Below are 21,545 nucleotides of genomic sequence, written 5' to 3' on the forward strand. Positions count from 1 at the left end.
TTGCCCTGGTGGCGCACGACGCGTGCATTGACTATGACGCGCCGAGATGTGCGTGACATGTTCAGCGCTGCTCTCTGAAAGCGCCCACGTCCGAATGATCCGGAAGTCGATTGAGATTGCTTGGCTCCGAAACGATAACCAGTCTGACCGGACTTGCGGGCAGCGCGCATTACCTCACTGACAAAGCGTGTCGGTTGCTTCGAGGTCCTGCCGCCGTCGCGGATTCGCCCGGGCCGGATACGGAGGTCGTCGTCGCGCCCGGTCATGGTTGCGCACGCTCGCAGAACATGCTGCCGCACAAAGAATATCGCAAAACCAGTAATTTAGATGAAGTCCTGCGGCATGCAGCTTGGATGTGCCGCGCAAATCCTCGTAGAGAAACAACAACTTGAGGTCCGCTTGCGGCACCTCTTTTATCTTGCGCTCTTTCTGTTGAGACCCTGCGCGTCGACCCGCCCCGGCACATTCCTGCGACAGAGCTTTCCAGACCTCGCCATGGTGCGATTCCGCGGATCATGGCGTTTGCCCCCGGCTGTGAGGCACGAAGATGCCGTTTCGAGTCGCGTCAGACGCAATCTGTTGGGTGTCATCACCCGGGGTTTGACGCTCCTCAGCCGTTGCCGCGAACAGCGGGGCGTCGCGCCAGTCCTGCGTCCTGTGCGGGCGGCTGACTGCCCGCGCAACGCTGGTCCCGTCGCCGATGAGGGGTGCGAGGATGGCGAGGTAATTGCGAGTTTCACGCGGCAGGGCGCGCCCTGTATCAAGGTGCTCTTGGTAGCGTGCAGGGCCCGCATTGTAGGCCGCGAGAAAGCCGGGCGAACCGAACCGGTCGTACATTTGCCGCAGATAGGCGGTACCGGCCAGGATGTTGTCGCGTGGATCGAAAGGGTCATTGCCAAGCCTATAGGCTACACGCAATTCGGCCCAGGTGCCGGGCATGATCTGCATAAGCCCCATGGCGCCCGCGTGGCTCACCGCGCGCGGATTGCCCGTGCTCTCGACTTCCATGACGGCACGGATCCAGGGCTGCGGGATGCCGAACCTGCGCGCGGCTTCTGCGATATGGATGTCGATGGAGTGCTGCTCAGATGCTGGAACACTGCGGTCCTGAGCGATCACGGCGGATGGTGCCACGGTGATCGGCATGCAGAGGATCAGTAAAAGCGTGGTCGTGACGCCCGCGTGCCGACGGCTGTGCCTGGGTTCGAGACTACGCATCTGCCGCCCCTCCAAATGTCCAAAGAGGGATGGCACGCCCGAGGATCGTGTCCGCTGACAAGGGCCCGAAATAGCGTCCATCGAGGCTGTCTGCGACACCGGCAAGGAGCAGGAAAGCCTCGTCGGAGCCGAGCGTGACACATCCCGTCCAACGGGGAAGCGGGCGGCTCTGTTGGTCAGCGGATGCTGCCTCGGCAATGACGGTACCGCCGATGGCGATATCGAGACCATCGCGACAGACGGTCATGCCGGAGACGGCCGCGACGCGTTTCAACAGCAGGGTATCCGCACCGACATATCCGCGCTCAACCACCCAGGATGACAGGTCTTCCGGCAGGCGCACGGCAACGAGATCGCCCAGCGATGGCCCGTGTGACGCTCGAACGACGTAGAGGCCGATCGGCACGCTTGCTGAGGCATTCCAAATCAGACGCGGTGCGAGGTCGATCGGTGCGACTGCAAGCAAACCGAGGGACAAACCGGCCGCGAGGAGGGGAGGGGCCGCCGCGCTCATGACGTCACCATGCGACGCTTGAGCCAGGCCGCGTGCCGGGCAGGGGTGTAGGGCCGAGGCTCCAATGCAGCGGTCAGGCGGTTGTGGACCTGCCGCCAATGGTCGGGGCAGACATCTTCCGGTGCGATGCCACAGCTTTCCACGATATCGACGGACCGCAGGGCCGCCTCGACCTTGGGCCAACCGGAGAGGCGCAGCAAAAGCTCTCCGCCTGGCGTGACACAGGGCACCGTGGAGCAGGGCTCGCCTGCACCAACGGCGCGCAGAATGTCGATCCGGCTTTCAACGGTGCCATAGTCGTTCGACGACCAGCGGACGAGCGCGAAGATCGCGCCGGGAGCGAAGGCCACGCGCTTTTCCGTGCGCGTCAGGATGGTTTCCCCGGCCATCCGACCGAAACGGATCCAGCGCTCGATACGCCCTTCGATCCAGGTGAGGTGGACAAGTGTCTGCATCGGCTCAGCGCCCACGCCGCAGATAGGCCGGCGAAACGGCGGCATGGCGTTTGGCAGGCAGGACGCGGTCTTCGGTCTCGTCCGAGGTCGAGTTTTTCTCGCCCCGTGTGACCCAGGCCTGCAGATCATCGACCGCGTAGACAACACGCCCGCCGATTTTCGAATAGCGCGGGCCGGTCCCGTAAGTCCTGTGTTTTTCCAGCGTGCGGCCAGACAGACCGAGAAATCGGGCGGCTTCCGGGGTTCTGAGGTAGCGGGGCGGTAGTCCTTCATTTGGGTCGGGCATTTGAGTATCTCCGGTGGCTAGGCCTAGCGACGGCGCGTCGCGGGCTGTCGGAGGTCATCAAAACGCAGACGGGCCATGGGAAGGGATGACGAAGATCGCGGCGCGAAAACGTCACCCCCAAGGGCCAACAGGATCAGGGACTGATGAGGGTTCGATTTTCGGAGATCGCGCGGTGATCACTTGCGCGGCTTGGAGCGCTCCGTGGGTCCTTTGCCGAGAAGGAGAAAGCGATAGCCTTTGGTGGTCAGATGCGTGCCATGGGCCGACAGTCGGGTGATCTGGGCCTTGAGGGAGCTGGTCTTCCAATGCTCGCGCGACACAGCCTCTGCGCCGAACAAATGCCCCGCGATTGTCTGATAGCTGGCACGATCCCGGCGCGCGTCGAGCGTGCGCAGTGCAAGCTGAATGCGCCGCCGCTGCTGCGGCGTCAGGGATGGAGGGGATCGTTTGCGGTACAACAGCTGCGCGCGAAGCGCCTTGAGTATGTCGACCCGTGCCCCCCAATGTTCGTCCAGCGGCACCAGAATCCCAATCGGGCGTTGGAGGCTTTTGGCATCCAGCACGAGCAACGCGCCTGTTTCCAGGCGCACATACACCAGGCCATCCTGCGTTCCGATGACGGTCAGATCATCTGCATCGATATGCGGCGCGGCGGCGTCACCGCCGGGGACCGGCACAGCATACCCGACCGCTGCCGGGGCGATTGAAGGCGTCCAGAACACGGGTGCATTGGGTGCGTCGATGTCCGGATCAACCGGGAAATCGCAACCCCCATGCAGCCGGTGATCTCAATCCATCCCGCATCAGCGGGTAGGTGGCGCGATAGTCTGAATTGCGGCGCAGGCATTCCCAAGCCAGCCCGGACAGGTCGAGGCTGTCGAAATGCCGATACGCCGCTTCGTCTTGCCAATCCCTGGTCATGGCGAAGCTCCGCATCAGAGGTTTCGATGGGGAAAAGTATAGCCGGGAGGCGCAAGAAAACGACGACGCGAAGGGTCAACTTGCGCAACCTGCGCGGGTGTTTGCCGATGGGAGCCAGATTACGCGGAGTTCAGCCAGTACGACCCTTCAACAGCTTGCGATAGCCGTGTTCGGTCATCCAGCGCGCACGGGCGAGGTGGCTGTCATAGATTTTTCGGGCACGCTCCGGTTCCTTGACCGCATCGATGCCGAACAGGATCTGGCTGACTTCCTGCAGGCTTGCACCGCTTTCAGCAGCGTCGAACAGGCGCAGGTACAGCGTCATGTGTGCATGGTCGTAGTCGGTCAGGTCATCGCTTTGCGGTGCGAGATCAGCGATCGGCGTGGTGCCGGTGGCAGACATGATTCCCCCTCGCCATTGGGCGTTACGGCTCATAACAGCACATCAGATTGCGTGTGCAAGGTCGGATTGCGGTCATTCAGATGGTAGATCAGTATTATAATACGTCGCACCAAAATACGCGATAGGTTCTTTACTCGCGGATGGACATCCGCGTTGTTTTTGCAAGGAATCTCAAGCACTACCGCCAATTGCGCGGGCTGACACAGGCTGCGTTGGCGGCTGCAATGGATGTCGACCGCGCGCATGTCAGCTCAATGGAGCGCGGTCAGCAGAATGTCACCTTGCAGACTCTTCAGCGGGTCGCGACGCATCTGGATGTGGCACCAGCACAGTTGATCGAAGAACGCGCCGAAGGCGATGTGCGTTCCCGAAAACCGTGATCGTTCGCCCGGGCAGTCAGCTGTTGGGCCGAAACTTGCGAAGTCAGGGCAGAGCATGGGTTGGTTTCATCGCGCTGCGCAGGATAGTCTTTCATAGCGATCAATCCGCTATTCAGCACTGAGTTCGGTCAGCTTCTGGCCAAGGCGGCGTTGCATCAGATCATCGCCGGGCGTGGTCTCCATCAGTCGCTGAAGCGCCCTAATGGCCCAGTCCCGCCGGTCGATGCGCGTACTGGCAGTCATCAGGTGATCGACCGCTTCGTCTATGTCGAAGGGGCTGGGTTCATAGCCACGGCCCGCCAGAAGATGCCTGATGGCATGCAGAGCGACATCGGCAGCGAAGGCTGGTTGCTTGATCGCGAAATCGCGGGCAGCCCGGATGAGCGTCGCTGGGGCCGCCTCATGATCGGCCGCGCAGTCGAGGGCGATGTCGAAATACGTCGCGGTCTTGGCCGCAGCGAACCATTTGCCCTTGCGACCGTGGAGCGCGATCAGGTCTTCCAGCAATGCACGGGCATCTCGGTCAGGGTAGCGTTTGACCAGATCGCGCCACATCGCCAGCCAGGTGTTCCCGCTTGCAGTGGGCAGACCGAAACGGCGATAGGCCTCGTCCGCCTTGCCTTGGCGTACCAGGATCGCCTCGCAGAACCGGCAGATGTCGTGATGGCCCCATGTCTGGCGGTCCCCCTCCAGAAGCGCCTCGGCATAGGCCAATGCGTCATCCTCGCGGCCTTGTCGAAGCAGGGCTTCGGCCCCGAACTTGTCATCGAACCACAGCCGGGATTTCTTGACCGCGAGGAGCGCCAGCAGATCGTCATACCGCCCGGCCTCCAGCAGGCAGGACAGCGTGAGCGTCGCGGTGCTGACATGGGAATACCGCTCCCAATCCGACCAGGCGCGATGGATCAAGACGAGATCCCGGTCGGCATGTAAGGTCATGAGCGCGGGATATATAGCGATCTCGCCGAACCGCTCCGAGATCGGGGCGAGGTAGTCGACGCCATCGTCCTCGATCGCCGCGCGCAGCTGCTCCAGCCATTTTGCGCGCGTCTTTTCATCCGCAGGGGCGGCGATCAGAATCGGCACAAGGTCATCAAGTGTGCGGCGCACGGCGGTGCCAAGCGCACCCGACGAGGTGTCGATATGCTCAAACGCGGGCCAGATCCGCGCGGCCAATGCGACCACGCCGTCCGCCGCCGTGACAGGCTCCGCGCGATTTACGGCCCGGATCTCCGCGCTGGCCGATTTCAACCGCTGGGTCGCCTTGGCGGAGCCGCGCCATCCGAAAGCGCTTGCGCGCATGCCGGGTTTGAAGGCCCATTTGTGGACAGGTTTGCGCGCCATGCTGCTACCGCCCGCGCGCTTTGCTGCGCGTGATCCAGTCGGCTCCGGCATAGGTTACGGCGTGGATATGAACCTCGCGGGCATCATCGTCGACGGCGAAGGCGATCACGGCCTTGCGGCCTGCTGGAATAGCGCGCAGCCCGGGGGCAATCTCGTCCCGGCGGCTGCCCCTGTGCGGCAGGTCAGCGAGGCTGGCGATGGTGGCCTCGATCTCGTCCAGCCGGCGCGAGGCGGATTGCGGGCCGGCATAGTCGATCAGCCAGCGCGTGATCGCGTCGAGATCATCCGTGACCGTCGGATGGAACCGGATGCAATAGCTCACGCCTCACGCGCAGCCTGCAGCCGTGCCCGCGCGGTGGCAAAGGCGTCCTCGGTTGGGACATAGTCGGCGCGTGGCGTGTCGAGCCGCGCCCGGATCTCCTCGGCAATCGCGCCAAGGGCCAGCTCGCGTTCCTCTTCATCGCGCATCATCTGCTCCAGCGCCGCCGCCACAGCCGCGCTTTGCGAGGCAAAGACGCCTTGGCCCACCTTGTCGATCAGGAACCGGTGGTGGCGGTCGGTGAAGCTGAGGGTTGTCTTGACGGTCATGTCTGGCTCCGTGGTATGACTTAGTCATATTAACGAGCGTTGGAAGATTTGCAACCTGTTCGGGTTGGGGCGGTGAGCGGACGTTGGCGTTGTTCAAACCAAGTGATACAAAGATCTGACGGGGCCAAGCCCATCACGGACGCAATGCTGAAACATGAAGGCCATTCTATTTGAAACATAAACCGATCGATTTGGCTACGGAAGTAAAGCGCGCTGCATTGCCGGACGGCCTGCATGGCTTCCTCTTCCCCATATACGAGGCAATTTCCAATGCCTTACACTCAATTGAAGATAGGTGGGATGACGCCTTGGAAGAAAAAGGCCGCTTGGATGTGGTCTTTGACGATCGAGCGCGCGAAGTCACGGTCGTAGACAACGGCAGTGGCTTCGATGACGCAAACCTATCAGCTTTCTTGACGCCTCTTACGGGCAACAAGTATGAGCGCGGCGGCAAGGGTTTTGGCCGGTTTATGGCGTTCAAGGTTTATAGCAGAGTCTTCTATTCATCGGGGCAGAAAATTTCAGACGGGATGCAGACGAAAGGCTGCTATCGTTACGATCCTTTTTCGAGCGATGACAACCTAATCGTGGTCGAAGAGGCAGATGGTGCCGGGGCGCATTCGCATGACTGTGGCGTTACGGTGTTAATGCGCTCGCCCAAGGCAGATTTTGAAGACTATTTCGTTTTGGAGGGCAAAGAACGGAAACACAACCACACTGCAGAAGACATTGTATCTGCGCTTTTGGATCACTTTCTTATCGAGTTCATTCAGAAGAAAGTGCCAAAACACTTCGTCCTCAGCATTCAGGGTGCAAAATTCAACATATATCAGTATTTCCACGAGTCTCTAGCGGTCGGTGGCAATCGAAAAGAGGAAATGATCATAGGCAGTGAGACCGTTGAATTTACGTTCGACTATTTCAAAGTTGGGGAAGAACACGCCAAGAAGCATCGCTTATATTTTTATGCGAACAACCGCGCAGCAAGCGACCTGGAAAGCATTTCTTCTGGCTTGAATTCGAACCCATTCATCGAAATGAAGGGCGAAGATGAATTCCGATATTACTACTTGGTGGCTGTTTCGAGCGACTTCTTTAAGTCTTCCCAGTCGCGTGACCGGATCACAAACCTACACGGTAAGATTGACCATAACAGAACCAAGAAGTCGATTAAGGACCATCTGATTGCGATGGCGAAAGCGCACATCTTGGACCTTGAACAAGCATACACGTCCGGCCGACGATCAAAGATGAAAGAACACGTTGACCACCTAATTGCGATTGATCCGCTTCTGAGGCGTGGCTTGGGCGGCAAGACCAGCGAAGAGTTTGTCAAGAAGCGCGGCATCACAGAAACCCGCGAACAATTGGCGCAAGACTTATTTGTCGAACGCTTTCGACAGAAATTTGATTTCACCAAGCTGAGTGAAGAAACGAGCGTCGAAGAACTTGTACGGCTTGTGCGGGACAAGATACCGGAAGATGCCAAAGAGGCATTGGCGGTCTACGTGGCATACCGGAACAACGTGATTCAAGTCTTCCGGCAGTTGCTCAACAAAGACGATGACGGCTTAGCGACGGAAGACAAGGTCCACAAGCTGATTTACCCTCGATACAGGGACAGTGAGCAAATCGACTATTCGTCTCACAATCTTTGGCTGATTGACGACGATCTTGCCTATGCGCGCTACATCTCAAGTGACCGAACACCGGAAGGAAACGCTCGGCGAAAGGGTGAATTTGCGCACGACTTACTAATAAATAATGACGATGAGCTCATGATTGTTGAAATGAAGCGACCTCAGAAAAAGGATTATGACGGCACTAAGGAGGCCGACACAAAGAACCCCGTAGACCAGTTGAAGAACCAAGTCTTGGACATCCGTGAGCGCGGCAAAGTCATCACTTCTGGCGGACGGGAAATCGCGATTGATGACACATCCATGGTGCGTGGATACATTTTGGCCGACTGGAACGATAAGCTTGAGCGCTACTTGAAAACGGAAGACTTCATCCGCACTAATTTTGGCGGGCAGATGGCCTACCGTTACTATAGGGAGTTGAACCTAATTATCGAAGTACTTGCGTTCGATAGATTAATTGACCGGGCCAGCAACCGCAATGAGGCGTTCGTTAGTATGCTTGAGGGACGGTCAAACTATGACCGCAAGACGAAGGGAGTACTATCGGCGGCGCAGTAGCCGGTTCATGTTGGTTGCAGCCTATTTGAGCAGTCTTACAAGCATGGGTAGAGGTATAGTACGGAACGAGCTGTTCTAAGGTCTAAGGCTAATGCATCAATAAGACGAAGTCCGAAAGTCTATTCTTGCGAAGCTGCACCACAGTGCTTGACGACATCCGCAACGGCAGGTTTTCTGGACGCGTTGTGTTTAAGCATCACCGCGAGCCGCTCGCGGTCAACATAAGACGAGCAAAGTTCACCCCGCCCGGTGATCCCGGACGGGGCGGTCTGCTGTCAGTCGCCGTTGCGGCGGGTGTTGGGGCGCGACCAGATGAGGCTGAAGGTCTCTTCGCCGCCTTCGATCACCGTGTCGTCGAAGAGGTTGGCGTAGATCGGCTGGGTGAAGCTCGGGTCGTCGAGCTTGAGGCTCAGGTAGTCGCGGCCCTCGGTCGAGCGCTTGGACCAGGCGGCGCCGATCTCGGCACGGCCGACGAAGACGCGGTGGGAGGGGGCGTTGTCGTTCGGGGTGCTGTCCTCGGGGACGATGCGGACGGCTTTCGCCTGAACGCTCAGGGTGACGATTTCGCCGACGTATTCGCTGCCGGTCTTCTTGAAGGTTCCGATGGTGGCCATGTCATATCTCCTTTTGGCTTGTTCGAGCCCGCGCCCTTCGCGGCCTCGATGGCGATCGTCAGGACCGGGGCGATCCGCAGACGCAGCCCCTGTGGCCCGCAGCGCCAGCGGAGGACGGCAAGGCCGGTCTTTCTTGCCGCGCGAGGAATGGCGTCCGCCAGGGGAAGAAAGTCCGGACCGGCCGTTGCGGCCTAGGCGGTCGAGGCGTCAGCCGATCCCGGTCAGATCAGCCGCTGAGAGGCCCGCAAGGGACGCGTGGCGTCATGCCATGGAAGAGGGGATGACAGGCTACCTCTGGACCGCGCAAGACCCCGGCAGCGGACGTCGTGCAAAGACAGGTTTTGGCGTGCAGGCGGAAACGGTGCATGTCCCGGACGTGCCTCGCTGCTCCGGGATTGCCCCCTCTCGCTGTGTCTGTGTTTGTCTGCCGTGATGTTCGGTCTGCCGGCGATCCAGGTGCATGCGCGACCGGGGCCATGCGCCACAACGTGGGTCTCAGTGATCTGGCTTTGCTCAGCCGATCCCGCCCAACCGCAACGCTGCGGTGACGGCGAGGATCGAGACCTTTTGCAGCAATCGGTTGCGGCGCACGCTGACGATGTGGAGGGACGGTAGGCACCGGCGCAAGCTTCACAGGGCGTTCAGTGTTCGTCGAAAGACCTGTGCGGATGCGGGTCGGACATGGCGTTGACCTCGGACCAGCCCGACACCCGCGCCCAAGCGGTCCCGCCCACGACCAACGCGCCCAGCCAAGACAGGAGGGTGATGGTCGCGTCGCCCGCGCTGCCGAACTCGGCAAGACCCTTTGCCGCATGAAATCCGGCGATACCGGCGGGGACCGCGTAGATCAGACCGATTGCGAGTTTGAGCGGGGCCCATCGGATGCGGTCAAAGGCGAATTCTCCGAGAGCGGCGACGAAGCCGCCGATGAAGAGGCCCGCAATGATCGACAGGAAAACGCCTTGGCCCGTTTCATACAGATACATGCCGGACGTCAGCCCGATTGCGAAGGGCAGGGCGTAGACGGCCAAGTTGAACAGGATCCAGCAGAGGGCACCAAGGCCGAACAGCGTGAAGAGGGTGGAGAAAAACATGAGGCACTCCTTTCGAGAACAAGGATCGCGCCGCCACCTCCTCCATTGGCACGGGCAAATCATAGCAGAAAACGGCCCGCCCCGGGAGGGTCCGGGGCGGGCATCGGCGGAAATCCGGTCATGCCAGTGGGGCGGCTTTCGGCCGGAAGTCGAAGAGGGGAATGCCCATCGCGCGGGCCTTGTCGGCGAGATTTTCGGTGATGCCCGAGCCCGGAAAGACGATGAGCCCGATGGGCAGGGTGTCGAGCAGCTGGTCGTTGCGCTTGAAGGGGGCCGATTTGCCGTGCCGCGTCCAGTCGGGCTTGAAGACGATCTGCGTCACGCCGCGGTTGTCGGCCCAGGCGGCGGCAATCCGTTCGGCCCCGCGCGGTGCGCCGCCATGCAACAGGACCATGTCAGCGTGTTTCGCGTGGACGCGGTCGAGCGCTGCCCAGATGGCCGCGTGATCGTTGCAGTCCAGCCCGCCGGTGAAGGCGATTTTTGTGCCTTGGGGCAGGAGCGGTTCCAGATCGGCCCTACGTCTTGCGGCCAAGTGATCGCGGCTGTCGATCAACGAGGCGGTCAGGGTGCGGCGTTTCACGTGGCTGCCCGTGCGCGGGTGCCAGGTCTGGCCGAGATGCGCCTCGAAGCCCTCGGCGGCGAGATCGCGCATGGCCTCAAAGGCATTGCGCCGTTCGATGAGCGTGATGCCCTCCGCGATCAGGGTTTCCAGTTCGACCGAGCGGACCTCGGAGCCGTCCTGTTCGCGCTGCGCCCGTTTCTGCGCCTGTTCGTTGCTGTCGAGCTCACGGTTTATCCGCGTCGCCATGCGGTGAAACAGGTTCGTAGTGGACCAGAGCAGATCTTCGAGGTCGGGTTCCAGCCGCGTGTCAGACAGCGTCGTGACGAGCGCGTCGAAAATGTCGACGACGGCGGTGCGAATGGCGTCGGGCTCCGGCAAGGGGCGGGGATCGGGCTCGTCGGTGAAGGGGCGCCAGCCGTAGAGCTGCAGTTCCTCGAGCACGACGGCGGTGGAGGATCGGGTTTGAAGATGTGTGTCGGTCATGATGTCGTCTCCGTTTGTCGAAGACCGCGCCTCTCGCGGCCTTCCCGGGCGACGGAAAAGCGGGGGCCGGGCGGGTCTGCATTCTCAGGGGTCCCCGTCGCGCCCGCGCGATGGGGTGGAACCGGAGCGTAGCGGAGGACGGCCATGGCCGTTGCGGGACCGTCCGGGCTCTGCTCCGTCTAGCCCGCTCTCGGAGGGCCGGAAGGCGTGGCTCTGATCGCGGAGGCGCTGGCCGGCTGCGCCGATCCCGATCAATCGATGGCGTGGTCGAGGAAGGTCACGGCATCCTCGGGCGCCAGTTGCGGACGCAGATGCGCGCGCAACGCGTCGCGGCCATTGGCCCGCAGATCGTCATTGAAATCGCCGAGACAGGGGGAGAGGTGGATCGCGTCGATCCCGGCCCCAATGGCCCGATGCGCCAGTTGGTCTGCGGCGGACAGGCCTGCCGGGTCGGCATCGACGGCGATGTAGAGGCGGCGAAGATCGGCGGGCAACTGCAGGGCTGCGAGATGATTGGCGGACAGAGCCGCCACCGCAGGCAACCCCGGCAGGGCCAGATGCATGGAGAGCATGGTCTCAAGCCCTTCGCCTGCGGCCAGCACGCTGACCGGTTTGCCCATGCGAACACCATGGCCGAGGAGATTGCCCATCGCCTTGCGCGGTGGAATGACCGGGGCCTTGTCCGCAGTGGCGGGGTCAAGCCAGGTGCGGTGCAGGCCGGTGAGCCGTCCATCGAGGTCCGTCACCTTGGCGAGCAGGGCGGGCCAAGTCTCGGGCGGATCGTTCAGTGCGTGATCCTCGCGCCAGTAGAAGCAGTTCGGGTGAAACCGTAGACTGTCGAGATGGCCCAGCCCGGTGAGGCCGCGTCCGGCGAGATAGCGTTCGGCCAAGGTGCCCGACATCGGCTGGCCCATGGCCCAGAGCCGCCGCGCGGCCTCGGGTGAGCCACGACTGGCTGGCCGGCCGGTCACGCGGTACCCTTCCGTCTGCGGCAGGCTGAGAAACCTGCGCGCTTCGTCCAGCGCGTCCCTCAGCGTGGTGATACCCATGTTCAGGGCGATCAGGTCCAGAAGGTCCCCGTGCTGCCCGGTTGCGGAATCGGTCCATTTTCCGGCGGCACCGGGACCAGAGATCGGACCGGTCAGTCGGACATAGAGGCTTCGGCCCGGCGTGTTTTGCACATCGCCAACGATCCAGTATTGGCCCTGTTTGCGCCCGTTCGTGAGGTAATGACGGCAGACGGCCTCGGCATCCTCGGCAAGGTGGCGGGCGATGTCGGCGGCGGGGCTGTGCATGCTTTGTGCCTCCTGTCGTGGATAGAAAAAGGGGCCCGCCGTTTCTGGCGGACCCCGGCTGCCGGAACTCGGGGGGAAGGAGCTCCGACCTGCTCGAAGGTCACTCGGCTGCTGTCCGGGCGAAGGCGTCACCGGCGACGGGATCATCTTCGCCCGAGGGGTCGGAATCTCCGACAGCCGGTTCGCCGCCGTCTTCCGCCGATTGCGCTTCGCCACTGTCGGGATCGTCGTCCGAAGGTCCTCCGTCGGCGGTGTCGGCGTCGTCGATCAACTCGATCTCAGGCGCGTCCTCTTCCGGCAGGGGCGGCGTGCGCAGCGCGTCGGGCAGCCAGCCGGTGCCGACGAGCAGGTCCTCTGCGGCGGTCACCATTTCGGCCTTCTTCAGCCCCGCGATCCGATCAGCGGCGTCCTCGCCCTTTGCCTCGCACACGGCCTCGAGGATGCGCGCTTTGGTCACGCGACCGAGGTAGCTGTCGCCTGTTGCCGTCCAGCCCGCCTTGGCCATGTCGAGCCCGACGGTCCCGGCCAGCACATCCGCATGCGCGATGGCGCGCGGGCGACGCTGGTAGGGGTCGTGGACGGCATTCACGCTCATCGCCACGCAGTGGGCGAAGAGCGCCTCGCGGCTGCAACTGTCGAACTCGGTCAGCGCCTCCCAGAGATCCTCGGATGCTTTCGGAAGGTTGCGCGCCCAGGTCTCGTGGCGCTGGTCGATGGCCTGCGCATAGGCCGTGTCGCCGAGGCCCGGCACCTGCGATCCGAACCCCGCGTTGCGCGGTTCGATCTCGACGCAGCTGCTGACGGCATGCCGATAGAAGAGCCGCAGGACCATCGCGTGCAGCGCCGCGAGGAAGGCGACCTGCGGATCCTGGGCCAGCGCATTGCGCAGTGCCAGTGTCCTATGGGCCGTCAGTTCCATGACGAGGCGGTCGGAAAGCGGTTTCAGGCCGTCGTCCTCTTCCTCCTCGTCCGAAGCCGACGCAACGGTGTTGTCGGAGTCCTCGACCGGCGCCGTTTCCGGTGCGATCTCGCCGGTGTCCTCCACCTCCTCGACGGGCTCATCTTCGAGCCGCACGTAGCCGCGTTCGACCCGCAGCCGCCCGGAACTGTCGATGCTGACGAAGGCTCCGGACAGCGCAAGGTCGTCGGCCTCGAACCGGATCGGACGCGCCTCGAGCGCCTCCATCGCCTCCTCGATCTCGCCCAACCGGGCATCGACATCGTCGGGCAACTCGTCGGCCTCCGCATGCTCGGCCTCGAGCGCGTCGTATTCGGCCTTCAGCGACTGGTAGCGGGCAGCCTCCTCGTCGGTCATCGGCACCGCCTCGCCGTGGACCCGGCGCATCCCGAAGGTGTGGCCATAGGGGAACTCGGTGTCGACCTCGACCCATTTCCAGCCCTCGGAGCGTACGCCCTCCGCCTCTTCGGCCAGCTTCTCGCGCACCATGACGTCGAGAAGGGCGGCATCCTGCAGCCAGCCGCCGTCATCCTGCTGGAACAGGTCGCGCAGGATTTCGCCCCCGGCCTCGACGTAGTCGTCGAGCCCCACGAACTGCGCCCGCTTGTCCGAGGCCCGCACCGAACCTTCGGTCAGCATGCGGCGGATCTCGTAGGGCTGCCGGGAATAATGCCGCTGCAGCGCCTCCCAGACCTGTTCCTGTCGCGCATGGTCGGGATTGACCGTGAAAGCCATGAGCTGGTCGAGCGTCATCTCCTCCTCGGCATAGGCGTCGTGCAGCGATGGCGCGACCGCGGCGAGCTTCAGCCGTTGCTTGACCACGCTGGCCGAGACGAAGAAGGCGGCCGCGATCTCCTCCTCGGTGCGGCCCTTGACGCGCATCGCCTGGAAGGCGCGGAACTGGTCGAGCGGATGCAGCGGCGCGCGCTGGACGTTTTCGGCGAGGCTGTCCTCCTCGGCGAGCCCGTCTGTTCGCACGATGCAGGGCACCAGCGCGGTCTTGTTCATCCGCTTTTGCTTCACGAGCAGTTCCAGCGCCCGAAACCGCCGCCCGCCGGCGGGGATCGTGTACATGCCGGTCTCGGCGCCGCTGTCGTCCAGCACGGGCCGCACGGTGATGGAGCTGAGCAGCGTCCGCCGCGCGATGTCCTCGGCCAGCTCCTCGATCGACACGCCGGCCTTGACGTGGCGCACGTTCGACTGGCTGAGCATCAGCTTGTTGAAGGGAATGTCGCGCGAGGCGCTGAGGGTGATTTTCTGTTGCTTTGTCATCGGGATATCTCCGCGACAGGCCAGCCGGGAGCCTCTCTCCCGACCTCCAAACCCGTCACGGAAAACCCGGCACCCCTCTTACTCTGGAGGCACCAAATAGGCCATATGGACTTGCAATGCGATCCATATGGACTTATATCATCAGTCAAGCTATGAAGGAGCGCAAAAACATGGAAAACGTTGTTCTAGAACGTCCTGCACCGGACCGGCAGGGTGTTGCTCTCAAGGCCTTCGCTCGGATTGCGGACGCCTGGTCGCTCACCCTGCGGGAAGCGGCGGCACTGGCGGACATGTCGGAGTCGACCTGGAAGCGGGCGAAGAAGCCCGATTTTGCGGGGGATTTGACGCGGGACCAGATGCTGCGATTGAGCGCGCTGATCGGCCTTTACAAGTCGCTTGAGCTTTACTTCAACGAACCGATCTCGCGGGAGTGGGCGAAGCTGCCGAACCGGGGTCCGGAGTTCGACGGTGCGCGGCCCGTGGACGCGATGATCGAAGGGGGATTACCCAAGATCCTGCGCGTGCGGGGCTATGTCGATGCACTGCGGGGCGGGGTTTGAGGATTACGTCGGTCAATGACCGTGCTCTTGTTAGGCTGATTTCCGAGACCCATCACAAGCCCCCAGTGCTGCGGGGGCTGGTCGACAGTGACGAGGAGGCCGCGGTTCTCGCCGAGATCGAAGGCGAGACCAGTGCGCGCCTGATCGCTGAAGCGCAGGGCAGCCCCGCGCTCGACCGTCGCGAACTGGCCTTCGCGCGGCGGTCTCATGACCTGACCCTTTACGGTCATAGCCATATCAATGCGGCCTTCACCTACACGCGACCCTCGGGCAACCGGTTCAACACCGGTGAGCGCGGCGCGTGGTATTGCGCCTGGGACATGCTGACGAGCGCGCAGGAGGTTGGGTTTCACCGGACCCGTGAATTGGGCTTCATCGGCCGCTACGAGGACGAGGCCCGCTACGTGGAACTGCTGGCGGATTTCATCGGGGATTTCCCGGATTTGCACGGGGAGGAGCATCCGGCGCTCGATCCGGTCCCCGAGCGGGGTTACGCGGCCGGGCAGCGCCTTGCAGCGGATCTGAGATCAGAGGGGCATCGCGGGCTGATCTACCCCTCCGTCCGTCATTCGGGCGGGCGGTGCTTCGTCGCCTGCGATCCCGGGATCATCCAGAATGTCCGCCCTGGCGCGAGCTGGAAGCTGGTCTGGCAAGGTGCACCCGAGTACACAATCGAGGGGCTATAACGCCCCTCGAAATCTTCATTTAGTGCTTGAGATTAACTCGTTAGAGCATTGAAAAACATACATATTAAACGGCATTATACCTTCTCCAACAACACCTTCGCCTTGCCCTCCATCACCAGCCGCGCATCCTGCTGCGGCTTTGACCGGGCAACCGCGGTGATCCCCTGCACGAAGTCGAAGACGCTCTCGGGCGGGCGGCCTTCCTCGGCCAAAACCGTCTCGACAATCCGCCCCGTCTCCGCCTTCGAGAACCCGCGCTTTCGCAGAAAGTCCTGCCGGTCTTCGTCCGACCGTGCAACGATCTTTTCCCGCGCCGCACGGATGCCGTCGATGAAGGGCGCGGGCGAGGACTCGGCGAAGCGGCTGAGCGCCGGGGCGGCCTCATGGGCAAAGCGGGAGGCCGCGTATTTCGAATGCCGGATGGTGATCTCCTGGAAGTCCTCGACGCCCCAAAGGTTGCGGTTCTGGCAAACCGCCCGAAGGTAGAAGGAGGCGATGCCGAGCGTCTTGGCGCCCACCTCGGAATTCCAGCAATAGAATCCCCGGAAATAGAGATCGGGCGAGCCGTCGGGCAGCAGCCCCGCCTCGATCGGGTTCAGATCGTCGACGAGGAACAGGAACACGTCGCGGTCCGAGGCGTAGAGTGTCGTCGTCTCCTTTGTCACGTCCACGCGCGGGTTGTAGATGCCCGTCGACCAGTCGAGCACGCCCGGCACTTTCCAGCGCGTGTCGCCCGTGCCGTTGCCCGCGATGCGCTGGACGGCGGAGACCAGTTCATGGTCGAAGATGCGGCCGTAGTCGGGTCCGGTCACGGCGCGCAGTTCCGTGCGGCCATTCGCGACCTCCATGGTCTTGATCTGCTCGGCCCGGTGGTTCGTCAGCCCGTACTGCAGGTTGATGCCCGCCAGCGGCGCGGGCAGTTGCCGCAAATAGGCCGCAGGTGCGCCGACCAGGCTCGAGAGCTGACCGAAGCTCCAATGAGTCGGCGCAATCGGCTCATCCACCCCGGGCAGGACCAGCCCGAGCTTCTCCGGGTTGTCGCGATCCGCCTCGACCCGGATCGCCGCGCTATCCACCGTCCGGGTCCGGCTCCGCTCCGCCCGGCCTTTGACGGATGCGAAGAGATCGTCGAGCGACAGATACCGCTCGTCATCCGGCCGCGAGAACCATTCGGACGACACGCGATCCACGTTCGTGCCGCGCGACACATCCACCTTGTAGCCGCCGCTGATATCACGCCCGGCATCGATAATTTCGGTATTCATGGGTTTTCTCCCGCGACGGGCGGCCGAAAGCCTCTCTCTCGACCTCCAAACCCGTCACGGGCCGGAACGGCACCCCTCTGACTCTCGGGTCACTCCGCTGCGAGATCCCCCAGCGGGGAAGGGGCGCGCGACGCGGCCAGCCGGTGCAGCGTTTCCGGGCGGATATGTGTGTACCGGCGCAGCATTTTCCAATCTTTGTGGCCGGTGACCAGCGAGACTTGTTCAATGGCGAAGCCGGCCTCGAAAAGGCGGCTTGTGCCCTCATGGCGCAAATCGTGGAAATGCAGGTCCTTCACGCTGACCTCGACGCAGGCGCGCCGGAAGGCCGTTCCGACCGATTTCGAGTTGTAGGGAAAGATCCGGCCCCTTGCATGCCCGAGTTCCTTGGCCTGTTCGGTGACCAATGCCCAGGCATCGAACCCCGTGGCGGCGAAGAGTGGGATCCGCTGGTCGTTCCCGGTCTTGTTGCGCGGGTCCTTTCTGTCGCGGATCATGAGCATCCGGCGGTCGACGTCGAGATCGGTCCATGCGACGCGGCAGATCTCGTCGAGCCGCATGGCCGTGGCCACCGCGAACTTGACGATCCGCGTCATCGGCAGGGTCAGGCGTTCGTTGTCATCGAAGCAACGGAAGAGGCGGTTCAACTCATCGATGGTAGGGCGACGATCCCGCTCGGTGCCTTTGCCGATCAGCCCGAGACGCTTGAGCGCGACGCGCGCCAGATCGACGGGTTCCGGAGAAATGTCGAGCCCGTGCACGGCTGCCGCGTGGGTGATGATCATCTTGATCACGCCGATATCGATGCTGAGGGTCACCGGACCGGCGCCTTGATCAGCGCGCATCTTGCCGTAGTCGATCAGCTTTTGCCGGTCGAGGTGCCCGATCTTCTCCTTGCCCAGATCGCGCTTGAGCGTCTTGAGCGTGGCGGCCTTGCTGCGACGCGGTGGTTTGCCTACCTCGCACATATCGATTATGTGGAGATCGATGAGATCGCCGAAGGTGGTCAGGCGGGAGACGGACGACTTGTTCGGCGCCAACCCCTGATCCACCCGGGTCTCCGCTTGGCGGGCCCAGCGATGGGCATCGTCGCGACGGAGAAACGTCTCGCTCGCGTAGCGGCCCTTTCGTCTGATCTGAACCCGGTAGGCACCGGAGGGGAGCTTGGTGATGGAGGCCATTTTCGTGTGCGCTGTGTGTGCAATGAGTCGTCGTAGAGGGGCAAATTCGGGGATATCGGGGCGTATTCCAGCGTAGCAGCATTCGCCGCCAACAGCTTGAAGATACACAAAAAATGCAAATAAATCAACACGCTAGATTATCCTGTGCCCCTATGATGGATTGGACCGACAGGCACTGCCGGGCCTTCCACCGTGTCCTGTCGCGTGAAGTGTTGCTTTATACGGAAATGGTCACGGCTGCGGCGCTGGTGCGGGGCGGGGCGACGCATCTGCTGGCTTACGGCACGGAAGAACACCCGGTCGCACTGCAACTTGGCGGCAGTGATCCGGCGGAACTGGCCGAGGCGACCGAGATGGCCGTGGCATATGGCTATGCTGAGGTGAACCTGAACGTCGGTTGCCCGTCCGACCGGGTGCAATCTGGCTGCTTTGGCGCAATCCTGATGGAACGACCCGGTCTGGTGGCCGATTGCCTGTCGGCCATGGTGCAGGCGGCAGGCGATATTCCGGTCACGATGAAATGCCGTCTAGGCGTCGACGAGCAGGACCCGGCCACCGTGCTTCCGGACCTGTTGGCACGGATGGAGGATGCGGGGGTGGGTCGCGTCACTGTCCATGCGCGCAAGGCCTGGCTGCAAGGCCTCAGCCCCAGAGAGAACCGGGACATCCCGCCGCTTGACTATGATCTGGTCTATGCGATGAAGCTGCGCTTTCCGGCGCTGAATCTCTCGATCAACGGCGGCATCGCGACGCTGGATGACGCGCTGGAGCATTTGAAAGTCGTGGATGGTGTGATGATCGGGCGAGCGGCCTATCACGACCCTGGCGCGGTCCTGTTGCAGGCCGACAGCCGCATTTTCAATCGGCCCGACCCTTGCCCCGACCGGGTGACGGCAGCCTTGCGGATGATCCCGCACATCGAGGCGCATCTGTCCGACGGCGGCAAGCTGGGTCAGGTGACGCGACACATGCTGGGCCTGTTCGCCGGTCTGCCTGGCGCGCGCGGCTGGCGGCGGACCTTGTCGGAGGGCGCAGCGAAGCCCGGCGCCGGAGCGGACGTGGTGCGCACGGCGCTGGATCACGTGGCGACGGTGGCGGCCTGAACCGGGACCAGCCGTGCCAAACCCGCCGACAGCACCCCGCACAGGGCGATGACCGCGATCATCGGCACGGCGGTTCCGTCAAAAAACGGACCGGCGACGGCGACCATCGCGCCGCCCGTGACCATCTGCAACGTGCCGCCGAGCGACGACGCCAGCCCCGCGATTTCGCCCTGATCGTCCAGCGCCATGACCATCACCGACGGAATCACGAAACCCAGGCAGAAGTTGCCCGCGACCAGCAGGCCGACAATCACGGGCAGGGGGGCCAGACCGGCTAGCGCCAGTCCCAGCAGCAGGACCGTGCTGGCCGCAAATCCGGTCGTCGCGCCGCGCACGACCCGGCCCATGCCCCAACGGTTGCCCGCATTCGAGGCTAACTGGCTGCCGGTGAAGAATCCGGCGGCGTTGATCGCGAAGGCCAGCGAAAAGCCCGTCGGCGACAGGCCGAATTCGCCGGTATAGACAAAACTGGCCGAGGCGATGAAGACAAAGAAACTGGCCATGCCGAAGGCGCCCACGAAGGTCAGCACCATGAACCCGCGATGCCGCAGCAGATATCCGGCATCCGCCAATAACCGGGCGGGCGCGATGGGGCGGCGGCGCGCCGGGGTCAGCGTTTCCGGCAAAGCCAGCGCCGTGACCGTCAGGCTGATGGTCCCCGCGACGGCCATCACCCAGAAGATCGCGCGCCAGTCCGCCACCAATATCACCATCGATCCTGCCAACGGAGCCAGCATCGGGGATACGGAAATCACCAGCATGACCATCGCCATCAGCCGCGTCGCTTCCGTTCCGGTGGACCAGTCGCGGATGATCGCGCGGGGAATGACCATCACCGCCGCAGCACCCAGGCCCTGCATTGCTCGCGCCGCCGTCAGGTTCGTGATGTCGGGTGCCAACGCGGCCCAGACAGACGCCAGAAGATAGACGCCAAGACCGAAATACAGCGGCAGCTTGCGCCCCGCGGAGTCGGCCCAAGGACCATAGACCAGCTGCGCCAGACCGAAGCACAGGAAGAACGCAATCAGTGTTGTCTGTGTCCCGGCGATTGTGCTGGCCAGATCTTCTGCGATGGCGGGCATGGCAGGAAGATACATGTCGATGGCGAAGGGCCCGACGGCGGACAGCAGGCCAAGAATCGCGGCGCGGCGGAACATCTCGGACATCGGGAAACCTTTCGTGGGGGTGGCGTCCGGTTGAACCCGTAGCGCAGAGAGGTCAAGATCCGACGCGGACGCTGCCGATAATCGCCACTGGTAGCAGGCCGGGCTGGGTTGTAGACGCCGCGGGACACAAACCAACGGACCATGCCGATGCCAGACCTCGCCACCTTTCTTCCGCTCGTCGCGTTTCTGATGGTTGTGGGGGCCTTCGCGGGCGTCCTTGCCGGATTGCTGGGGGTCGGGGGCGGCATCGTTCTGGTGCCTTCTTTTTATTATGTCTTCCAGATTCTTGGCTATGACGGGCCCAATATCATGCAGGTTTGCGTTGCAACCTCGCTGGCCACAATCGTCGTGACCAGCCTGCGGTCTGTGCGCGCCCATCATGCCCGGGGCGCGGTCGAGGTTTCGATCCTGCGCGGCTGGGGCGCGGGCATCGTCGGGGGGGCTTTGGTCGGCTCTCTGGTGGCAACGCAGCTTCGGTCGGAAACGCTGACTGCTATCTTCGCCGGGCTGGCCCTGATCGTGGCATTCTACATGGCGTTTTCTCGCCCGCAGTGGCGGCTGGCCGACACCATGCCGACGGGGGCAAAGCGATATCTGTATTCGCCTGCCGTCGGCTTCGCCTCGGTCCTGATGGGCATCGGCGGCGGCAGCTTCGGGGTGCCGCTGATGACGTTGCACGGCGTGCCGATCCACCGCGCGGTCGCCACCGCGGCGGGTTTCGGACTGCTGATCGCGGTGCCAGCCGTCCTGTTGTTTCTGATCCTGCCCACGTCTGGTCTGCGCCCGCCGATGACCATCGGTCTGGTCAACATACCGGCCTTCCTGATCGTAATTGCCATGACCCTGCTGACGGCCCCCCTGGGCGCAAGACTGGCCCATTCGATGACCCCGGCCCCGCTCAAGCGCGTCTTCGCGGTCTTTCTGTTCCTCGTGGCGCTGAACATGCTGCGCAAGGTCTTTGCGGGCTGACGGTTATGGCTTGACTTCGGGTCACCTTGC

Annotated in this window: 24 protein-coding genes; 6 read left to right on the top strand and 18 right to left on the bottom strand. The window is 62.8% G+C overall.

Annotated features, from left to right (window positions below; translation table 11 throughout):
- Window positions 1-513: 513 nt before the first annotated feature.
- The 7 genes from AC13C2_RS09475 to AC13C2_RS09505 form a co-directional block, all read right to left on the bottom strand.
- A complete protein-coding gene (locus AC13C2_RS09475; RefSeq protein ID WP_482886664.1) occupies window positions 514-1,218 on the bottom strand; it encodes a lytic transglycosylase domain-containing protein in 705 nt (234 codons plus the stop codon).
- Complete coding sequence (locus AC13C2_RS09480) at window positions 1,211-1,732, bottom strand: S26 family signal peptidase (protein ID WP_482886665.1); 522 nt, start codon at window positions 1,730-1,732, stop codon at window positions 1,211-1,213. The genes AC13C2_RS09475 and AC13C2_RS09480 overlap by 8 nt, the downstream gene beginning before the upstream one ends.
- A complete protein-coding gene (locus AC13C2_RS09485) occupies window positions 1,729-2,187 on the bottom strand; it encodes a DUF2840 domain-containing protein (protein ID WP_482886667.1) in 459 nt (152 codons plus the stop codon). The genes AC13C2_RS09480 and AC13C2_RS09485 overlap by 4 nt, the downstream gene beginning before the upstream one ends.
- Window positions 2,188-2,191: 4 nt before the next feature.
- Window positions 2,192-2,473: a helix-turn-helix transcriptional regulator gene (locus AC13C2_RS09490; protein WP_417607201.1), complete on the bottom strand. Its 282-nt coding sequence runs from the start codon at window positions 2,471-2,473 to the stop codon at window positions 2,192-2,194.
- A 176-nt stretch (window positions 2,474-2,649) separates the two neighbouring features.
- Window positions 2,650-3,195, bottom strand: a complete 546-nt coding sequence (locus AC13C2_RS09495; protein WP_482886668.1) for a DUF2285 domain-containing protein — start codon at window positions 3,193-3,195, stop codon at window positions 2,650-2,652.
- A gap of 28 nt (window positions 3,196-3,223) precedes the next feature.
- Window positions 3,224-3,394 (bottom strand): transcriptional regulator domain-containing protein, encoded by a 171-nt coding sequence (locus AC13C2_RS09500; RefSeq protein WP_209056323.1) that lies wholly within the window; start codon window positions 3,392-3,394, stop codon window positions 3,224-3,226.
- A 130-nt stretch (window positions 3,395-3,524) separates the two neighbouring features.
- Window positions 3,525-3,797 (bottom strand): DNA -binding domain-containing protein, encoded by a 273-nt coding sequence (locus AC13C2_RS09505; protein WP_482886669.1) that lies wholly within the window; start codon window positions 3,795-3,797, stop codon window positions 3,525-3,527.
- A 140-nt stretch (window positions 3,798-3,937) separates the two neighbouring features.
- Between AC13C2_RS09505 and AC13C2_RS09510 the strand changes: the two genes are divergently transcribed.
- Entirely contained in the window at window positions 3,938-4,177 is a 240-nt protein-coding gene (locus tag AC13C2_RS09510; RefSeq protein ID WP_482886670.1) for a helix-turn-helix domain-containing protein, read from the top strand.
- A gap of 108 nt (window positions 4,178-4,285) precedes the next feature.
- On the opposite strand, the gene AC13C2_RS09515 is transcribed toward AC13C2_RS09510, so the two are convergent.
- Genes AC13C2_RS09515 through AC13C2_RS09525 form a run of 3 tightly spaced genes read right to left on the bottom strand, consistent with a single transcriptional unit; the run spans window position 4,286 to window position 6,109 of the window.
- Complete coding sequence (locus AC13C2_RS09515) at window positions 4,286-5,521, bottom strand: hypothetical protein (protein ID WP_482886671.1); 1,236 nt, start codon at window positions 5,519-5,521, stop codon at window positions 4,286-4,288.
- Window positions 5,522-5,525: 4 nt separating this feature from the next.
- Window positions 5,526-5,843, bottom strand: coding sequence for a type II toxin-antitoxin system RelE/ParE family toxin (locus AC13C2_RS09520; RefSeq protein ID WP_482886672.1), 318 nt, complete (start codon window positions 5,841-5,843; stop codon window positions 5,526-5,528).
- A complete protein-coding gene (locus AC13C2_RS09525) occupies window positions 5,840-6,109 on the bottom strand; it encodes a hypothetical protein (protein ID WP_482886673.1) in 270 nt (89 codons plus the stop codon). The genes AC13C2_RS09520 and AC13C2_RS09525 overlap by 4 nt, the downstream gene beginning before the upstream one ends.
- A 170-nt stretch (window positions 6,110-6,279) precedes the next feature.
- On the opposite strand from AC13C2_RS09525, the gene AC13C2_RS09530 reads away from it, so the two are divergent.
- On the top strand, window positions 6,280-8,310 hold the full coding sequence (locus tag AC13C2_RS09530) for an ATP-binding protein (protein ID WP_482886674.1): 2,031 nt from the start codon (window positions 6,280-6,282) through the stop codon (window positions 8,308-8,310).
- A 275-nt stretch (window positions 8,311-8,585) separates the two neighbouring features.
- Here the strand turns inward: AC13C2_RS09530 and AC13C2_RS09535 are convergent, their stop codons facing one another.
- The 5 genes from AC13C2_RS09535 to AC13C2_RS09555 form a co-directional block, all read right to left on the bottom strand.
- The gene (locus AC13C2_RS09535) at window positions 8,586-8,924 is read right to left on the bottom strand and encodes a DUF736 domain-containing protein (protein WP_021100681.1); all 339 of its coding nucleotides are present in this window, start codon (window positions 8,922-8,924) and stop codon (window positions 8,586-8,588) included.
- A gap of 641 nt (window positions 8,925-9,565) precedes the next feature.
- The gene (locus tag AC13C2_RS09540; protein WP_482886675.1) at window positions 9,566-10,018 is read right to left on the bottom strand and encodes a hypothetical protein; all 453 of its coding nucleotides are present in this window, start codon (window positions 10,016-10,018) and stop codon (window positions 9,566-9,568) included.
- Between the two features lie 118 nt (window positions 10,019-10,136).
- Window positions 10,137-11,063 carry a DUF2493 domain-containing protein gene (locus tag AC13C2_RS09545; protein ID WP_482886677.1) on the bottom strand — a complete coding sequence of 309 codons (927 nt, stop codon included), beginning with the start codon at window positions 11,061-11,063 and terminating at the stop codon, window positions 10,137-10,139.
- 251 nt (window positions 11,064-11,314) lie between these two features.
- Entirely contained in the window at window positions 11,315-12,358 is a 1,044-nt protein-coding gene (locus AC13C2_RS09550; protein ID WP_482886678.1) for a DUF7146 domain-containing protein, read from the bottom strand.
- A 100-nt stretch (window positions 12,359-12,458) separates the two neighbouring features.
- Entirely contained in the window at window positions 12,459-14,588 is a 2,130-nt protein-coding gene (locus AC13C2_RS09555; RefSeq protein ID WP_482886679.1) for a ParB/RepB/Spo0J family partition protein, read from the bottom strand.
- Between the two features lie 170 nt (window positions 14,589-14,758).
- Here AC13C2_RS09555 and AC13C2_RS09560 point away from each other — a divergent pair, with 170 nt between their 5' ends.
- Window positions 14,759-15,148, top strand: coding sequence for an antitoxin Xre-like helix-turn-helix domain-containing protein (locus tag AC13C2_RS09560; protein ID WP_482886680.1), 390 nt, complete (start codon window positions 14,759-14,761; stop codon window positions 15,146-15,148).
- The gene (locus AC13C2_RS09565) at window positions 15,145-15,834 is read left to right on the top strand and encodes an RES family NAD+ phosphorylase (RefSeq protein ID WP_482886681.1); all 690 of its coding nucleotides are present in this window, start codon (window positions 15,145-15,147) and stop codon (window positions 15,832-15,834) included. The genes AC13C2_RS09560 and AC13C2_RS09565 overlap by 4 nt, the downstream gene beginning before the upstream one ends.
- A gap of 74 nt (window positions 15,835-15,908) precedes the next feature.
- Here the strand turns inward: AC13C2_RS09565 and AC13C2_RS09570 are convergent, their stop codons facing one another.
- Together AC13C2_RS09570 and AC13C2_RS09575 are read right to left on the bottom strand one after the other, a co-directional pair.
- The gene (locus tag AC13C2_RS09570) at window positions 15,909-17,099 is read right to left on the bottom strand and encodes a DUF932 domain-containing protein (RefSeq protein ID WP_482886682.1); all 1,191 of its coding nucleotides are present in this window, start codon (window positions 17,097-17,099) and stop codon (window positions 15,909-15,911) included.
- 89 nt (window positions 17,100-17,188) lie between these two features.
- Window positions 17,189-18,277, bottom strand: a complete 1,089-nt coding sequence (locus AC13C2_RS09575) for a site-specific integrase (protein ID WP_482886683.1) — start codon at window positions 18,275-18,277, stop codon at window positions 17,189-17,191.
- Window positions 18,278-18,429: 152 nt separating this feature from the next.
- Between AC13C2_RS09575 and dusA the strand changes: the two genes are divergently transcribed.
- Window positions 18,430-19,380, top strand: coding sequence for a tRNA dihydrouridine(20/20a) synthase DusA (gene dusA / locus AC13C2_RS09580; protein ID WP_482886684.1), 951 nt, complete (start codon window positions 18,430-18,432; stop codon window positions 19,378-19,380).
- On the opposite strand, the gene AC13C2_RS09585 is transcribed toward dusA, so the two are convergent.
- Entirely contained in the window at window positions 19,356-20,546 is a 1,191-nt protein-coding gene (locus AC13C2_RS09585; RefSeq protein WP_342707746.1) for a multidrug effflux MFS transporter, read from the bottom strand. The genes dusA and AC13C2_RS09585 overlap by 25 nt on opposite strands.
- A 147-nt stretch (window positions 20,547-20,693) precedes the next feature.
- Here AC13C2_RS09585 and AC13C2_RS09590 point away from each other — a divergent pair, with 147 nt between their 5' ends.
- On the top strand, window positions 20,694-21,515 hold the full coding sequence (locus tag AC13C2_RS09590; protein WP_482886685.1) for a sulfite exporter TauE/SafE family protein: 822 nt from the start codon (window positions 20,694-20,696) through the stop codon (window positions 21,513-21,515).
- Window positions 21,516-21,545 lie beyond the last annotated feature (30 nt).

It is taken from the genome of Jannaschia sp. L-14R (assembly GCF_056857695.1).

Excerpts from the sequence above, each read along its gene's own strand:
- AC13C2_RS09560 (WP_482886680.1), top strand. The coding sequence starts at position 14,759 with ATGGAAAACGTTGTTCTAGAACGTCCTGCACCGGACCGGCAGGGTGTT.
- AC13C2_RS09585 (WP_342707746.1), bottom strand. The coding sequence starts at position 20,546 with ATGTCCGAGATGTTCCGCCGCGCCGCGATTCTTGGCCTGCTGTCCGCC.
- AC13C2_RS09590 (WP_482886685.1), top strand. The coding sequence starts at position 20,694 with ATGCCAGACCTCGCCACCTTTCTTCCGCTCGTCGCGTTTCTGATGGTT.
- AC13C2_RS09540 (WP_482886675.1), bottom strand. The coding sequence starts at position 10,018 with ATGTTTTTCTCCACCCTCTTCACGCTGTTCGGCCTTGGTGCCCTCTGC.
- AC13C2_RS09525 (WP_482886673.1), bottom strand. The coding sequence starts at position 6,109 with ATGACCGTCAAGACAACCCTCAGCTTCACCGACCGCCACCACCGGTTC.
- AC13C2_RS09500 (WP_209056323.1), bottom strand. The coding sequence starts at position 3,394 with ATGACCAGGGATTGGCAAGACGAAGCGGCGTATCGGCATTTCGACAGC.
- AC13C2_RS09570 (WP_482886682.1), bottom strand. The coding sequence starts at position 17,099 with ATGAATACCGAAATTATCGATGCCGGGCGTGATATCAGCGGCGGCTAC.
- dusA (WP_482886684.1), top strand. The coding sequence starts at position 18,430 with ATGATGGATTGGACCGACAGGCACTGCCGGGCCTTCCACCGTGTCCTG.
- AC13C2_RS09505 (WP_482886669.1), bottom strand. The coding sequence starts at position 3,797 with ATGTCTGCCACCGGCACCACGCCGATCGCTGATCTCGCACCGCAAAGC.
- AC13C2_RS09490 (WP_417607201.1), bottom strand. The coding sequence starts at position 2,473 with ATGCCCGACCCAAATGAAGGACTACCGCCCCGCTACCTCAGAACCCCG.
- AC13C2_RS09515 (WP_482886671.1), bottom strand. The coding sequence starts at position 5,521 with ATGGCGCGCAAACCTGTCCACAAATGGGCCTTCAAACCCGGCATGCGC.
- AC13C2_RS09480 (WP_482886665.1), bottom strand. The coding sequence starts at position 1,732 with ATGAGCGCGGCGGCCCCTCCCCTCCTCGCGGCCGGTTTGTCCCTCGGT.
- AC13C2_RS09555 (WP_482886679.1), bottom strand. The coding sequence starts at position 14,588 with ATGACAAAGCAACAGAAAATCACCCTCAGCGCCTCGCGCGACATTCCC.
- AC13C2_RS09575 (WP_482886683.1), bottom strand. The coding sequence starts at position 18,277 with ATGGCCTCCATCACCAAGCTCCCCTCCGGTGCCTACCGGGTTCAGATC.
- AC13C2_RS09545 (WP_482886677.1), bottom strand. The coding sequence starts at position 11,063 with ATGACCGACACACATCTTCAAACCCGATCCTCCACCGCCGTCGTGCTC.
- AC13C2_RS09485 (WP_482886667.1), bottom strand. The coding sequence starts at position 2,187 with ATGCAGACACTTGTCCACCTCACCTGGATCGAAGGGCGTATCGAGCGC.
- AC13C2_RS09535 (WP_021100681.1), bottom strand. The coding sequence starts at position 8,924 with ATGGCCACCATCGGAACCTTCAAGAAGACCGGCAGCGAATACGTCGGC.
- AC13C2_RS09475 (WP_482886664.1), bottom strand. The coding sequence starts at position 1,218 with ATGCGTAGTCTCGAACCCAGGCACAGCCGTCGGCACGCGGGCGTCACG.
- AC13C2_RS09550 (WP_482886678.1), bottom strand. The coding sequence starts at position 12,358 with ATGCACAGCCCCGCCGCCGACATCGCCCGCCACCTTGCCGAGGATGCC.
- AC13C2_RS09510 (WP_482886670.1), top strand. The coding sequence starts at position 3,938 with ATGGACATCCGCGTTGTTTTTGCAAGGAATCTCAAGCACTACCGCCAA.